12 protein-coding genes are annotated in these 15,266 nt (G+C 31.7%); 11 read left to right on the forward strand and 1 reads right to left on the reverse strand.

Annotation, left to right across the window (positions count from 1 at the left end):
- Nucleotides 1–158 precede the first annotated feature (158 nt).
- The 6 genes from QQS35_RS07825 to QQS35_RS07850 all read left to right on the forward strand — a co-directional run bounded on the left by QQS35_RS07825 (nucleotide 159) and on the right by QQS35_RS07850 (nucleotide 5,104).
- Nucleotides 159–1,100 (forward strand): bacteriophage abortive infection AbiH family protein, encoded by a 942-nt coding sequence (locus QQS35_RS07825; RefSeq protein ID WP_285931377.1) that lies wholly within the window; start codon nucleotides 159–161, stop codon nucleotides 1,098–1,100.
- 283 nt (nucleotides 1,101–1,383) lie between these two features.
- A complete protein-coding gene (locus QQS35_RS07830; RefSeq protein ID WP_285931378.1) occupies nucleotides 1,384–1,974 on the forward strand; it encodes a recombinase family protein in 591 nt (196 codons plus the stop codon).
- A gap of 33 nt (nucleotides 1,975–2,007) precedes the next feature.
- Nucleotides 2,008–2,832, forward strand: coding sequence for a hypothetical protein (locus tag QQS35_RS07835; RefSeq protein WP_285931379.1), 825 nt, complete (start codon nucleotides 2,008–2,010; stop codon nucleotides 2,830–2,832).
- Between the two features lie 231 nt (nucleotides 2,833–3,063).
- Entirely contained in the window at nucleotides 3,064–3,606 is a 543-nt protein-coding gene (locus tag QQS35_RS07840) for a hypothetical protein (RefSeq protein WP_285931380.1), read from the forward strand.
- 98 nt (nucleotides 3,607–3,704) lie between these two features.
- Nucleotides 3,705–4,511 carry a hypothetical protein gene (locus QQS35_RS07845; protein ID WP_285931381.1) on the forward strand — a complete coding sequence of 269 codons (807 nt, stop codon included), beginning with the start codon at nucleotides 3,705–3,707 and terminating at the stop codon, nucleotides 4,509–4,511.
- 59 nt (nucleotides 4,512–4,570) lie between these two features.
- Nucleotides 4,571–5,104, forward strand: coding sequence for a hypothetical protein (locus QQS35_RS07850; protein ID WP_285931382.1), 534 nt, complete (start codon nucleotides 4,571–4,573; stop codon nucleotides 5,102–5,104).
- 260 nt (nucleotides 5,105–5,364) lie between these two features.
- Here QQS35_RS07850 and QQS35_RS07855 read toward each other — a convergent pair whose 3' ends face one another.
- A complete protein-coding gene (locus QQS35_RS07855) occupies nucleotides 5,365–6,969 on the reverse strand; it encodes a hypothetical protein (RefSeq protein ID WP_285931383.1) in 1,605 nt (534 codons plus the stop codon).
- 239 nt (nucleotides 6,970–7,208) lie between these two features.
- Between QQS35_RS07855 and QQS35_RS07860 the strand changes: the two genes are divergently transcribed.
- The 5 genes from QQS35_RS07860 to gndA all read left to right on the forward strand — a co-directional run bounded on the left by QQS35_RS07860 (nucleotide 7,209) and on the right by gndA (nucleotide 15,213).
- Nucleotides 7,209–8,540, forward strand: coding sequence for a DNA integrity scanning protein DisA nucleotide-binding domain protein (locus QQS35_RS07860; protein WP_285931384.1), 1,332 nt, complete (start codon nucleotides 7,209–7,211; stop codon nucleotides 8,538–8,540).
- A gap of 958 nt (nucleotides 8,541–9,498) precedes the next feature.
- Entirely contained in the window at nucleotides 9,499–10,125 is a 627-nt protein-coding gene (locus QQS35_RS07865) for a 5-bromo-4-chloroindolyl phosphate hydrolysis family protein (RefSeq protein ID WP_285931385.1), read from the forward strand.
- A gap of 26 nt (nucleotides 10,126–10,151) precedes the next feature.
- The gene (locus QQS35_RS07870) at nucleotides 10,152–11,321 is read left to right on the forward strand and encodes a toxic anion resistance protein (RefSeq protein WP_285931386.1); all 1,170 of its coding nucleotides are present in this window, start codon (nucleotides 10,152–10,154) and stop codon (nucleotides 11,319–11,321) included.
- A 1,023-nt stretch (nucleotides 11,322–12,344) separates the two neighbouring features.
- The gene (uxaC, locus tag QQS35_RS07875; RefSeq protein WP_285931387.1) at nucleotides 12,345–13,742 is read left to right on the forward strand and encodes a glucuronate isomerase; all 1,398 of its coding nucleotides are present in this window, start codon (nucleotides 12,345–12,347) and stop codon (nucleotides 13,740–13,742) included.
- A gap of 61 nt (nucleotides 13,743–13,803) precedes the next feature.
- Nucleotides 13,804–15,213 (forward strand): NADP-dependent phosphogluconate dehydrogenase, encoded by a 1,410-nt coding sequence (gndA, locus tag QQS35_RS07880; protein WP_285931388.1) that lies wholly within the window; start codon nucleotides 13,804–13,806, stop codon nucleotides 15,211–15,213.
- The last annotated feature ends 53 nt before the right edge of the window (nucleotides 15,214–15,266 follow it).

Here is a 15,266-nt window from a genome sequence, read left to right on the forward strand (position 1 = left end):
GCATTTCTTTTTTTGTATATTAAAACATTGCTTTTGAATGTTCTTTATTCTCTGCATTTAACTTGTTGTGTAATATTCTTTATATCAATTACAATCTTGTATTTCTTTTGTTACTATCTAAGTAAGAAATTTAATTCTAGTGGCAAAGGAATGATATAATGGCTAATCTTTTTGTAATTGGAAATGGGTTCGATTTAGATCATAGGTTAGAAACATCATACAATCATTTTAGAGATTACCTAATTTCAATTTATCCAGAAATAAAGTTTGATGAGTTTACAATGCCTAATGAAAGAGATTTACCTGATGGTGGAATAGAATATGATGACATAGAAGTTTTATCGATGCTTTTTTATTTAATTAATGTTGCGGAGCAAAATGAGGAAAAGTGGAGTAACATAGAAAAGTCACTAGGTGAATTAGATTTTAGTGAAGCATTTGATTGGTACGATGATATTTTGGATAAAGATGGGGATATAGATATGTGGAAAACATCATATAGAAATGAGGACTTAGTATCTCATTTAGTCATTCCAGCTTTAAGAATACAAGAATTCTTTTCAGAATGGGTAAATTCTATTAATCTAATTACAGCAACCCCTAAGAGAGATTTTATAAAACTTTTAAATGATGGAGATCAGTATTTGACCTTCAATTATACTGAAACATTAGAAATGGTATATGATATTCATCCGGAAAATATATGTCATGTACATGGAAAACAAGAAGAAGAGATATTCTTTGGTCATGGAAACAAAGAGGATTACTATGAAAGTTACATGCAGAGTAATATCGGTTCTGAGAACGGTCTAAGTAGTATTGACAGACAATTAAGGAAGGAAACTGAAAAAGCCCTTAAATATAAATTTTATTTTTTTGAAAATTTAGCGGATGCTGATATAACAAATATATATTCATATGGTTTCTCGTTTAATGAAGTGGATGCTATTTATTTGGAAGAAATCTGTAAACGCATTAATACTGTGAATGTTATCTGGCATTTTAATGATTTTGACATTTGGAATGTGGATCAATACAAGACATATTTGAAAAAATGTGGATTTAAAGGTCATTTTAACATATATCATATTAGCGGATAAAATAAATTCTTTTTTAACTCTTAGAAGCCCTTAATAGGAAGGATTTCTAGGGTTCTTTTTTTATTTTGCCAAGAAGAGATAATGAAGACTTAACTTCATATTTACCTATAAGAGCTAAAGGTTTTTTTATCACGCATATATTTTTAGAAAACTTGATAGGTAGAATAGCTGCTTTTTTGTATCAATAGAGTGTAGTCAAATGATACAAAATGGATTTATTGGTATAATAGGGTTATAAGTGTCTCATATACATATCTCATAAATGGAGAGAGGATTTGATAGAATGCGGTATGGTTATGCGAGAGTTTCGAGTATAAGCCAAAATTTATCATCACAGCTAAAACAGTTAGAGGAATACGAGTGTGATTATATTTTTAAGGAAAAGACAAGTGGTAGAAAAAAAGAAGATAGACCTGAATTTAATAGACTGCTAGAAAAGGTTGAAGAAAATGATACAATAATAGTAACAAAATTGGATCGTTTTGCCAGGAGTACAAAAGATGCGTTGGCTACTATTGAACTATTAAATGATAAAGGTGTTGGACTTGTAGTTTTAAATATGGGTGGTGACAAGATAGATACCACTACAGCTATAGGCAAGTTAATGGTTACTGTATTGTCGGGTATTGCTGAATTTGAGGCTGATATGATTAAGGAAAGACAGATAGAAGGGATTGTCCTTGCTAAAGAACGAGGTGTTTATAAAGGACGACCAAGAAAATACACCCAAAGTCATAAGGGAATACAGTATGCACTTAAACTGTATTATGAAAGAGATAATAATAAAATGACTGTTAATGAGATTTGTGAGATTACTAAAATAAGCAGAGCTACTATATATAGAGCGTTAAAAAAACATAAATCAAATACATAATTAGTGTTTGAGAATTACCTTGGGGGAGTATAAATGATAGAAATAAAGAATCCACATAGTAGAACTAGATTAAGTATGAAAGAAAAGTTCGAAAAAAAGTTTACTAAATTTACTATCCCCTATATAGAGAAGATAGCTTTGGATGATAACTGGAAGGTGAAATCGAAATATATTCCAAAAGTCATAGAATCAGCTAGAATTAGTGTAGAAGGATGGAAAAGGGAAAAGAGTAGTACATCTGAAATTCCACAAGATATCGACCTAGACTTGCTTTCTGTTTACGTAGCTGAATACATACCCATTGAGGACATTGATAAGCTGAACAAAGGATTAAAAAAATTGGTGAAGAATTATCCATTAGGTTACGAACATGGGCAAGCAGAACGAGTAGATGAATTCTGTAATGATGTAAAAAAAAGTATACAAGGTGGACGTTGGAGTAACTTCGGATTTATAGACTTGACTGAGGAAAGAAATGTTTCAGATTTTGTACAAAAAATACATATAAACGGAACACATATATCATCTTCTTCAATTATCTTGCAGTTTGTCATAACTCCATCAGCTGAATTTACTACCGAATATAAGAAGTTGGTAGAAAGTGATATAAAAGATGGTCAATCTTTTGATATTAGGTTTAAGAACATTTTAAAATTTTGGGGAGGAAAAGGTTTATCACACGATATTGTGAAGAATCAGATGTTAGAAGATTTAATTATAGAATTAAAGTGGAGGACTATGAAAGAAATTAATAGATACTTTCCCTTATATTTTACTAAAAAGGGACTAATTCCTCCAAGTATCGAAGTCTATAAGGTAAAGCAATATTCTTGTACTCTTAAACATGATGAAAATTGAAAAGAAGTTCATTCTGGAATTCTATAGGAATGGATAGTACTTTTAGTGATATATCCAAGGATGGGTATTGGCAACTATTTACCGAAGGGAGAAGGCCTTATCTTATAGATAGTTCATTAAAGGTAATGTGTAACTCCAAAATTAGAAGGGGTTCCGGGATATTACTCAATTGATTTTCAAATCGTTTATATGTTAGAGGAATTTGTAAATTTACTTCTGCCGATACTGGTGATGAGAGAGTATGCTGTTGATACCAGTGAGAAAATTGCTATAAAGCAAAATAAAACATTTTCATCTATAAAAAATGACAAACCTAATTATCATAAACTGATAAGAATAAGGTATGACTTAGAAAGAAACTTACAAATTCTTAAGAGATTTAGAAATGAAATTGGTGATAAGTACTTTGATAGAGCAAAATCTAAGATAAGTAAAATTACTGAATTTGAACCATCAAGACCTAGATATATTAGTAGAAGTGCTACTGAAATGGTTGTGGATAACACCAAGTATATTGTCGATAAAACATATGAACATTCTCAACACTTTGCAAAATTGATAGACGACACTGTAAGATTACTTGAAATTAAAACAAACAACTCCCTAAGAAGAAGGTCTTTTGTACTTTCAATTATTACAGTTGTATTATCTATAGCAGCAACTATCTTTGCAGGTTTTTCATTGTTTTATCAATTAAGTGATGAAAACAAAAGTAAGTTCATTGAATTTTTGAGTCCAATACTAGATCTATGGAAATTCTTTTTTGAAAAATAAGAATGATTTTAGGAGACTATTAAACACTATCTTTTGTCAAAGTTACTATAAACGTAGATTTCGATATCCTGAGTAAAAAATAGGTTGGAGGGAAAAGGTTGAATAAATTGTTAGACTGTACTAGCATAGTAACAATATATGAATCTTTAGAGGAAATAATTGGTCCAAAGATTAGACATTTTGTAAGGGATCATAGAAATAGATTTTCATTATCCAAACATGGAATTGTAAATTTTGACAGAGTGTCAATAGAAGAAATCAAACATTATTTTAAAGTCTCAACTTTTGATTATAATGAAATTGTTGTTCATCATGCTGCTTCCATTATTAGCCAGGATAGCTATAAGTATGGAGGTTTATATAACCTTAAAACTCTGGCAAAAAAAACGAATAACTCTTTCAAAGATTTCTTGTTAGATAATGGGATTAGTTTTAAGTTAGATTCAGAAGGATATCCATTTTTTGAATATAAGGATAAGAGAGTAACATCACGTTACCTGGAATTACGGTATAAAAAAGATTCAAATATAAATGGTTTTTTATTTTCTTACTCGCTAAAAGAAGATACTAATATTGATAAGATACGATTGTGCCCAGAGATTATAAAACATTTAGGTGAAGTGGTAGGTTTAAACCTAAAAGCTAAATGGGAGGCAATCTCTGTTCCAAGTGGTATTTCTTTTAAAACAAATCTATTCAATATTCATAAGGATACATTTGGATTTGAATGTTCTCTATATATAAAACAAGAACATTTCATAAAGTATTCACTAGATTATTTATTAATTTTTGATGCAATTAGGTATGAGTATCCCAAAGACCACCCAATGATATTTTTAAAAGCTGATCAAATTGTCGAACCCAAAGATATATTGTCGATTAAGACATTAGGAGAAGTAGAATAAGGGAAATAGCTACGTCTAAAGGTGTTTTTACCGAAACCTAGTATTAGGAGATGTTTCAATTGCCAATATTTAATGAGAATGTATTAAAAGAACAATTATACATTTTAAGAGATTTTTTATTTCATTACGAAAGTTATAGACAAATAAATAGAAGTCTTGAAAAGCTAAAAAATCTCGGTTCGCAAGAGTTTTGGGTATATACCGCAAATGCTCATTATTATCAGGCAATTAATTTATGGTGTATGGTTTTTGGAACTTATAATAATGAAACACACTATAAAAAGTTAGGAATTACGAAGGATTTAAAAGCCTTTATTTATTCAGAACTCAAATTAAATAAAGATGAGTATTCATATTATTGGAAGAAAGTAACAGATTGGAGAAATAATCATTCTGCACATAGACTACCAGGAAGATTAGATGAAGTACCAGAATTGAAGATGGCTAGAAACATAGTCTTTGTATTTGAAAAATGGCTAAAACAGAACAGTATATCAGTTAGTGATATTATCATCGGTTTCTCTTTCCAGCAGTATGAAAAAGAATTTAAAAGGAATTTAGATATAACTTTTGAACAATTAGATAGTATATAGAAGATTCAAAAGCTAGGCAATAAGAAAATTTACTTGTTAGTAATAACTTCTCAAAATATAAGTTTTCGGAACTTTTAAGGGATTTTTGGTTAAGAAAATTTGTTGTTATATATTATGTTTCAACTGTATTGAATTCAAGTCAATTTGTATAGGAGTATATCCCCATTTCACCCCATTAATATTCGTGCTCAAAAAAATGGGCAAGGCAAATCTACTTGTTAGCAATATTCATATTATAAATTTTAATGTATTGTCACATACTAGATGCTATTGTTAATATTCTCTCTTTTTTTAATTGAAGAATAAGGTACACTGTTAAAGTTATATAAACTTTCTATGGTTCCCCCCCGAAATAGGTGATTATCAATGTCGTGATGATTTTTTAATATCAAATCTATACATACTCTAATTTTTATTTGGTCGAAAAGGTCTTGATTGAAAAAGTCAGAAAACAAATCAATAGAGGGTATTAAGTCATATAAATATCTGCTTTGGTCAAGAACAAATACATCTGAATACATCCATGTTTCTTTAGCTTTATATTTTAAGGATAATTGAGTTTTGGCATTAGCTATATACGGAAATCCGTATTGACCTATAATTAATTCTATTATTAAATTTTTCATTGGAACATCACATGTTAAAGGTATTGCTTTGTCAAAAAAATCACTATCATGAATAGTCTTCATTAAATTTGGTTTACATATTTTATTCACCCATGTATTATAGCCCGAATAATGTTCTTCGTAGTTCTTTAAAATTGAGAAAACAAGTATTGATTTGAAGACAACTTCCTTTTTATTAAATAAAAAGTTATAAAGTCCATTTTTAGGTTTACCTTCAAATAAAGACTTAATCATCCTAGCAAAGTTAAATAGTGGGTAGGAAGATTCAGACAGTAGGTGATGTGGTACATTTTTTAATAAATCTTCTATGGAATCTATACTTACATTTTCTTCCGCTAATAAACTATTAAGTATTTTATTATCTTTAAAAAATTTTGAGTTAACGGAGTCAAAAGAAATTATTCTTAAATAAGGTATAATATCTGATGCAAAGATAGGTATAAATCTCCTTATAAAATCACTATAAAATTCAGGTAAATTACCTTTAGTATACTTAGCGAATTCCTTTATATTATTATATCTATAATCTTTATCCGCAAATTCACTTTCAAATAATGAAGTTGGTACGCCTTCATCTCTTACAGAGTACCAACTTGCAAAAATTTGGCTCCATTCTTCCCAAGTGCTTATATCCGGTTCACTAAAATTAGTAATTAAAACAGAATGTGAATCCAATCTCCTACCTAAAAATAATTCTTGTAGAACATCCAATGGATTATTAGAATCTGAGATTAAACTATTACACGCATCGTAATAGATGATATCAAACGTTTCGGGATAAGATTCAAAAAAACTCTTTAAAGATCCCTTATGAATTTTTATAAAAATATTATTACTTTTTAAATCATACAATGCGTCATTAAAATACTTGGTTTCTTTTTCAACTGCCCAAATATTATAAGGGCTAATACCGTTTTCTAAGAACACCTTTAAATCATTTGTTGGCTCTGGACCGGACAAATATAGTACCTTTAAATCACTCGGTTTCTTATAAATTACTTTAGATTTATAAAAGGAATTCCAGTTTTCTAAGATTGAACTTAATGTGCTATCAGGCAAGTATTTACGTTGACTTCTTAAAAATTGGTCAATAAGTTTGGTGTAATGTTCTGTCATTATACTAAAGTTTTTTTCGTTTACTAAAATAGAATCATCTTTACCTTTAGTTAGATATTTAATTGACTCTTTAATTAGTTTCTTTCTAGCAATATTTTTAGTGGGTTGTCTATAAGTAGTCACTTTTTCACTCCTCAAGATATTTAATTAAATTAAATATCTAAATTTATTTGTATAATAATATAATAGAATAGTATGTCTAGTTTTTCTTTAAAATCTTCAAAAATTATTAATAACATTCCCCCATACTTAACTTTCCATGAGTAGGCTACTATTTATTAGATTTTTTTGTCGATAGGGGATAAACTAATAATATAGATTATTTAGGTTTAACATATAAAATATTAGTAAGGAGAAAAGGGATGGATGAACAAGTTTTAAACTATTTGGTAACTTACATATCTGATGTACTAGGAATTAAAGCAGAACAAAAGAATAGTATTGTTATTTTTTCTAAGACTGAATCGAAAATTATCTTTGGTGATAAGAACTTTAATGTTAATCGTTTAACCTATAGAAGTTATGATTTTTATATACAAGATATTCCCAATACAGATTATAGAATCTATATACCCAATAAATATCATAAGTATCATAAGAATCATTCTAACAAAAGTATAAAATGCTTTATAAAACACACATGTCATGCAGCTAATAGGGTACAAGAAGTTATTCTTCAACATCCAAACATTGATAAAAATGAACTTTTAGATCTTATTAAGAGGTTAAGTATACCCGCAGTATTAGAAGAGTTTTATTCAGAATCGACTCCCCGTATTGCTCGTTCGGTTACTCAACATGAATCAATTAATTATGGAAAAATTATTAGAGAAATTCTTGGCTGGAAAAATCACACTATAGAAGGTAAAGAAATACATACAGGGATAATTATTGGCGATAATTTGTTGAGAATAGAGGAGACACTTAAATCTTCTACAATTAAAGGTTCCTATGAGATTATTAACTTACAAAGTAATCCAGATTTAACAAGTTTTAAGGAAGTTAAACCACTTCTTGAGATTGCTGATGGATTAAATACTTTTCTTATCTGTGAACCTCATGAAAATAGTAATTTAATAGTTTCAGGTTTACTTATTACAGAAAAAGGGTTAATGACTAATTTAATTGGAAACACAACTAAGGGATTTAATGCACCTGTTTTTTCACTAAGAGAAAAGGGTTTGAGAATAGGTAGAGGAAACGAATTAATAATGGAGTATATAAATAATACCCCAAGAATTCGTAATTATAATGAACTATCTAATATTTTTAGAGAATACTTACTCTTAAATATAGATAACGCTAACAAGCTGACAGCACTTATTCTTGAAATTAGTCATTTGGGTAAAGGTGCATCAATTGTATTTAACTTTAAGAATAAATATATTGATGATGTTGAAAAAACTCAATGGATTAAGCCTAGAAAGGTTCAATTCATCGGTGAAAAAGTATTTGTGGATATTTTTCCTAATCTCACCAAAACAGATGGTGCTGTTTTGCTAAATAGTAATATGGAAATAGTGGGGTTTGGTTCAATACTAAAACCTACAAAGGCAAAAGCTAAAATCCCAGGTGGTTCTAGGCATAAATCAATGGCTTCTTTTTCTCATAACAAGGACATATTAGGAATTGTAATTTCAGAAGATGGACCTATAACAGTAATACAAAACAACTCAGTAGTTTTTAGCTTATAATAATGGGCAAAATCGAAGGTTTTTAGATGTTTTATGTGATATAACCTAATCTATTAAATTAATAAGATTCGTGCAGGAATAAAGCAAGAAATAAAAGAAGAGAAATATGAGAAAAAATATAGTATAATTAAATAGTACACTCAAAACTATCGAATCGTGTGCGGGGATTTTATAAGAGAGAGTATCGAAGTAAGATAAACCCTTGAAACCAAAGGCTTAACTGCCACCAATCGGATTTTAACCGACTCAAAATCGTGTTCCTCTGGAGTGCCGGTTCGACCCCGGCCACCGGTATCCAAGTAAACTAATAATTAAATATTTTTATAGTGAAAAAAGTTGGATTAATAAAATCCAACTTTTTTTTATGTTTTAAATAATAACCAATTGGACTATTAATTATATTCAATTAGCTGGAAAGTCACCTAATTGAATATTTTATATCCTAATTTTGAAAAACATCATCCATTTCCTTCATTTACTCTTTTAATAGGAAGGACGGAGAAATAGATGATGTCTTCTTAATATCTTACTTTTGCAAACATCTTCCAAGATATTTTGAGATTTTCTAGATTTAATTAATTATTTTTTCTCTTCTTTTTTACTTTCAGTTGCTTATTGCTTTAAGTCATGTTTTGATTGATTACACCCTAGTTTAAATAAAAACTTCATATCCATTTGACCAATTCGCTGTTAGTTCGATTTGGTAATCGAATTCTCTAATAATATTATCTTCGTGGATTAATTTTCTATAATAGTCTTATACAACACATCCACAAGCCTACTCCTCAAGTCCTGGGATAAAGTACATTTAATGTCTATTGATTGTATAAACCCTTAAAGATATAGTTATAAATAGTAAGGATACTACTTATTGGTTTATTCTCTAGCTCGAAATGAAACTTATGTGATAGTAAAACCGTAAATTATTTATAGGAATAAAGTTAGGAGTCGATAGATGATGTACAAGTTTCTAACAGTCATAGCTAGAATAATGATTTCAATCCCAGTGATGATTAGTACATGGCTAGTTAGTTTTTTCGCATTTGAACAATCGTTTTTGTTTTCATCAGTAATTGCCTTTGCAGGAGCATTTATAGCATATGGTTTTGTATCCACTGTTTTTTATATCCGATTTTTAAAAAAACACCATCTATCAGTTAAAGAAGATAGATATATTCGAAAGAATTTAGCTGACGCAAAAAAGAAAATTTACCGGATACAAAAAGTGTTTTTATCGATTCGGCAAATTTCATTCCTAAAAGATATGATTGAACTTTTAAGAATCATTAGGAAGATTTATGCAGTTACAACAAAAGAACCAAAAAGATTTTTTCAAGGGGACAAGTTTTATTTTTCCCATTTAGATTCTGCAGTTGAGATGATCGAAAAATATGCACTGTTAGCTTCACAACCCCAGAAAAATGCTGAGGTTGAACAGGTTTTATATAAAACAACTAGAACGATAAAAGAGTTAAAAGTATTAATAGAAAAAGATCTCTATCAAATTCTGTCTAATGACATAGAACAACTAGACTTTGAATTAGATGTCGCCAAACATTCGATAAATTCAAATAAAGAATCCTAACTATTTGACGAAAGGGAGAATAAATGATGAAGGATAATAAGGATACCTTGCAAGAAAATGAGAATAATTTAATGGATGAATTGTTGGTAAACCCATTTGGCGAATTGCAAAATGAAGCTAAATCTGCAACAAATGAAAATAAGTCACCGCGGCTTATTGATGATATCCCGGAAGAAGATAAGGAAAAGGCATATACACTAGCAAAACAAATTGATCCAAAAAACCATCAAGCAATGATTTCATATGGAACCCAGGCGCAAGACAAGTTGTTAGCATTTTCTCATTCGATGCTTGACCATGTCCAAAAGAAAGATACGGGTGAAGTTGGTGAGATTATTAGTGATTTAATGAAGAAGTTTAATGGGATGAACCCTGAAGAACTTAAGCCTGAGAAGAGAAGTGTTTTGAAGCGAATATTTGGGAATATGTCAGGTTCCATTCAAGAGATGCTGTCGAAATACCAGAAAACAGGAGCACAAATTGACCGTATCAGTGTTAAGTTAGATAGAACAAAAACAAACCTATTATCTGATATCGATATGCTAGAAAAACTTTACGAAAATAATAAGGAATATTTTCAAGCCTTGAACGTGTACATTGCAGCTGGAGAATTAAAGCTTGAAGAGTTGCAAAATCAGGTCATCCCAACTTTAAAGAAAACTGCAGAAACTACAAATGATCAAATGAAGTTTCAAGAAGTGAATGATATGATTCAATTTGCAGAACGCTTGGAAAAACGGGTTTATGATTTGAAATTAAGTCGGGAAATTACAATTCAAAGTGCTCCACAAATTCGACTGATTCAAAATACGAACCAGGTACTCGTTGAAAAAATCCAATCCTCGATTTTGACAGCCATTCCACTTTGGAAAAACCAAGTTGCGATTGCCCTTACGATGTTTAGACAACATCATGCTGTTGAAGCACAAAAGCAAGTATCAAAAACAACTAATGATCTATTATTAAAAAATGCGGAAATGCTAAAAACAAATACAATTGAGACAGCAAAAATAAATGAACAAGGTCTTGTTGATATCGAGACATTAAAGAAAACACAAGAAAGCTTAGTGACTACGCTTGAGGAAACACTAAAAATTCAGGATGAGGGAAGAAGAAAACGAAGAGATGCAGAGCAAGAATTAAGCAGGATGGAGAGCGATTTAAAACAGAAGCTGTTGCAAATCAAAGAAGGTTAACATTCAGTCTAAACTATAAAGCGGAAATTTAGGTATCTCTCAAATAAAAGAAGGATAGAATGTCGTTCTCTTATTTGAGAGAACAGTTGTAACTGTGTGAGGTCACGATATATGTCCTTCAATCTCCTTTTTACGTTAAGAAGATAGCAGAGGCGTTTGCATCTGCTGTTGGAGAATGTTTATATGTTGCTTTGTTGCCTACACCCCACACTCTAGAATATAGTGAAAAGCTCTTATCCCATACAAATGAGAGAGAACGTTGTGTAATTTAGGGGATGTATTATTCTACGAGAGTATTCGAAATTCCAAGTTAAATAATCATTTAAAAAAGCTTGAAGTACCTGCAACAGTCCGAAATTGGAAGACGCTAAACAAGCTTATACATATGGTGGATGATCCTAGGTATAAATAGAGAACTAGCTAATAGTATGTTAAGAACTGAAAAAGAATTAACTTTCACATAAAATAGTCAATTCCATAATACTAATTTTGTAGTCAACTACAACAACATATAGTTAGATAAAATCATTTCCAAACTATATATTTTCGCAGATGACTGAATAAGGTAACTATGAAATTGACTCAAAAGTATAAGAAATATTTTTCTAGCAGGAAGGGCTCTGCAATGCTATAACCACCAATTCCATGTAGCTCCACTAGAGTATGCTTTCCTCCTCAAGTTGATAAATTTCCTTCCGTAGTTTCTATCACAATCTTCTCTTCTAAGAAATCACTCACTTAAGCAGTCCAGTAGCTTTGTTTAGTCCGGTTGCTAATTCACTTCTACAAATAGATCTAATTTCTAAAATTTCTTCTAATGTTTGATGTATGTGCATTATTGGTTTCTGGTAAAATCCTCCGTAACGAAACATTTACATTTTCAGATGAATAGGTCTTGATAAATAAACCAAATACTTATAGTATAGTATACAATGATTAATTTGTTTAGCGAACAAACTAATTACAGTATATAAGGTACACATGTTCGCAATAAAACAAAGCAAGGAAGGGTGTATTAAAACAATGAAAACGTTTATTACGGAAGACTTTCTTTTGTATAACGATGTAGCAAAAGAATTGTATCATGAAGTTGCGAAAAAACTACCAATCATAGACTACCATAACCACCTGAACCAAAAAGAAATACTGGAAGACAAGAATTATAGCAACATTTCAGAAATCTGGCTAGCAGGCGATCATTATAAATGGAGAGCGATGAGAGCTAATGGAATAAGTGAGGAATATATAACTGGAGACAAGAGTGACTACGAGAAATTCTTGGCTTTTGCGAAAACGATTCCAAACACCTTTGGAAACCCGATGTATCATTGGGCCCACTTAGAGCTTCAAAGATATTTTGGAATTGATGAGCTATTAAATGAGGAAACGGCGCCCGCTATATGGGAAGAGGCTAATCGTCAACTGGCAACGTCTGACTTATCTGTGCGTTCGATCTTGGAAAAAGATAATGTAGTTTTCGTTGGTACAACAGACGACCCTACTGACAGTTTAGAATATCACACTGCATTGGCAAAGGAGGATTTTGATTGTAAAGTATCTCCTTCATTCAGGCCAGATAAAGGATTAAATATTGATACACCTGATTTTCTAGACTGGATAACAAAACTTGAGCAAGCTGCGGATATCAGCATCACAAACTACCAAGCTTTGTTGGACGCATTTGCAAAACGAGTAGACTTCTTTGACGAATTAGGTTGTCGCAGCTCTGATCACGGCATAAATGTTATGTTCTTTGAAGAGGCAACAAAAGAAGCAGTGGAGACGATTTTTGAAAAACGACTAAATGGCGATCCATTGTCTCAGAAAGAAGTGAATCAATACCGTACCTATACATTAATATATTTGGGAGAGTTATATGCAGCAAAAGGATGGGTTATGCAATTACATATTAACCCATTACGTAATAACAATACACGTATGTTCGATAAAATCGGACCGGATAGCGGGTTTGACTCGATTGGAGACCGTCTATTAGCAGAGCCTTTATCCAAGTTTTTAGATGCATTAGAGGTGAATGAAAATTTACCAAAAACAGTGCTATATTCTCTAAACTCACGAGATAACAATGTGTTAGCTGCGATGGCAGGAAACTATCAAAATGGTGAAATCCCGGGGAAAGTTCAGTTTGGTACAGCATGGTGGTTCAATGACCATATTGATGGCATGGAAGACCAAATGAAGACATTAGCAAATACAGGTCTAATTAGTAACTTTATTGGTATGCTAACAGACTCTAGAAGTTTTCTATCGTTTTCACGTCATGAGTACTTCCGACGCATTCTTTGCAACTTACTAGGAACATGGGTAGTAGAAGGTAAAGTGCCAAATGACAAGAAGCTACTAGAGACGTACGTAAAAAATATTTGTTATTACAATGCGGAACGTTATTTTAATATTTAAGTTAATCATTCATGGTGGTAGAAATAGAAAAATGATTCTATAAAAGAGAGGAAAATCAGTTATGTCAAAACAACAAATTGGTGTAGTTGGCTTAGCCGTAATGGGTAAAAATTTAGCTTTGAATATTGAGAGTAGAGGGTATGCAGTTTCCGTTTTCAACCGTTCAGCAGAAAAAACAGAAGCATTTTTGCAAGAAGAGGCAAAAGGAAAGAACTTTGCTGGCACATATAGTGTCGAGGAGTTTATCAATTCCCTAGAGAAACCTAGAAAGATTTTATTAATGGTAAAAGCCGGGGCAGCAACAGATGCAACGATCGAATCATTAAAGCCATACCTGGAAAAAGGTGATATTTTAATTGATGGGGGGAATACATTCTTTAAGGATACGATTCGTCGTAACCAGGAGTTGGATGAAAGTGGTATCCACTTTATTGGAGCTGGTGTTTCCGGTGGAGAAGAAGGAGCACTTAAAGGTCCTTCCATTATGCCAGGTGGACAAAAAGAAGCATACGACCTTGTTGAGCCAATTTTAACGGCCATTGCTGCAAAAGTTGGAGAAGATGCTTGTACGACTTATATCGGACCAAATGGTGCTGGCCACTATGTGAAAATGGTTCATAATGGAATTGAATACGGCGATATGCAGCTAATCTGTGAGGCGTATTTCATCATGAAAAGAGTACTAGGATTAGATGCTACGGAGCTTCATGAAGTATTCTCTGAATGGAATAAAGGTGAATTAGACAGTTATTTAATGGAAATCACTGCAGATATTTTCACAAAAGTAGATGATGACACTGGTAAGCCGATGGTAGACGTCATCTTAGACACGGCTGGTCAAAAGGGTACTGGTAAATGGACGAGTCAAGATTCTCTAGACCTTGGCGTGCCATTACCAATCATTACAGAGTCTGTATTTGCTCGTTTTATCTCAGCGATGAAAGAGGAACGTGTCAAAGCTAGCAAGATCTTAAATGGCCCATCTACAGATAGCTTTAAAGGGAATAAAACAGAACTAATTGAAGCCGTAAGAAAAGCTCTTTACATGAGCAAAATCGTTTCCTATGCACAAGGATTCGCGCAAATGCGCGCTGCTTCTGAAGAAAATAATTGGAACTTACGCTATGGTGATATCGCAATGATATTCCGTGGAGGATGTATCATCCGTGCGCAATTCCTTCAAAATATTAAAGAAGCATATGATCGTGATCCGAAATTAACGAATCTGTTGTTAGACGATTACTTCAAGGAAATTGTAGAAAGCTATCAATCTTCGTTGCGTGAAGTAGTGAAAGTAGCGATTGATAACGGTATTCCAGTACCAGCTTTTGCTAGTGCGATTGCTTATTATGATAGTTACCGTACAGAAACTTTACCAGCTAATCTGCTGCAAGCACAACGTGATTACTTTGGTGCACACACCTACCAACGTGTTGACAAAGAAGGAAGCTTTCACACGAATTGGATGTAAGACGAGCTACTTGGTTAACTCCTGCACGGTTTGAGAAAAACTTACGTGCAACA

Origin of the sequence: Aquibacillus rhizosphaerae (genome assembly GCF_030282825.1) — a bacterium.
GTDB classification, from domain to species: Bacteria; Bacillota; Bacilli; order Bacillales; family Amphibacillaceae; genus Aquibacillus_C; species Aquibacillus_C rhizosphaerae.

What these genes read in the sequence shown, in the direction of transcription:
- QQS35_RS07825 (WP_285931377.1), top strand. Translation starts at nt 159, where the DNA reads ATGGCTAATCTTTTTGTAATTGGAAATGGGTTCGATTTAGATCATAGG.
- QQS35_RS07830 (WP_285931378.1), top strand. Translation starts at nt 1,384, where the DNA reads ATGCGGTATGGTTATGCGAGAGTTTCGAGTATAAGCCAAAATTTATCA.
- QQS35_RS07835 (WP_285931379.1), top strand. Translation starts at nt 2,008, where the DNA reads ATGATAGAAATAAAGAATCCACATAGTAGAACTAGATTAAGTATGAAA.
- QQS35_RS07840 (WP_285931380.1), top strand. Translation starts at nt 3,064, where the DNA reads ATGAGAGAGTATGCTGTTGATACCAGTGAGAAAATTGCTATAAAGCAA.
- QQS35_RS07860 (WP_285931384.1), top strand. Translation starts at nt 7,209, where the DNA reads ATGGATGAACAAGTTTTAAACTATTTGGTAACTTACATATCTGATGTA.
- QQS35_RS07865 (WP_285931385.1), top strand. Translation starts at nt 9,499, where the DNA reads ATGTACAAGTTTCTAACAGTCATAGCTAGAATAATGATTTCAATCCCA.
- QQS35_RS07870 (WP_285931386.1), top strand. Translation starts at nt 10,152, where the DNA reads ATGAAGGATAATAAGGATACCTTGCAAGAAAATGAGAATAATTTAATG.
- uxaC (WP_285931387.1), top strand. Translation starts at nt 12,345, where the DNA reads ATGAAAACGTTTATTACGGAAGACTTTCTTTTGTATAACGATGTAGCA.
- gndA (WP_285931388.1), top strand. Translation starts at nt 13,804, where the DNA reads ATGTCAAAACAACAAATTGGTGTAGTTGGCTTAGCCGTAATGGGTAAA.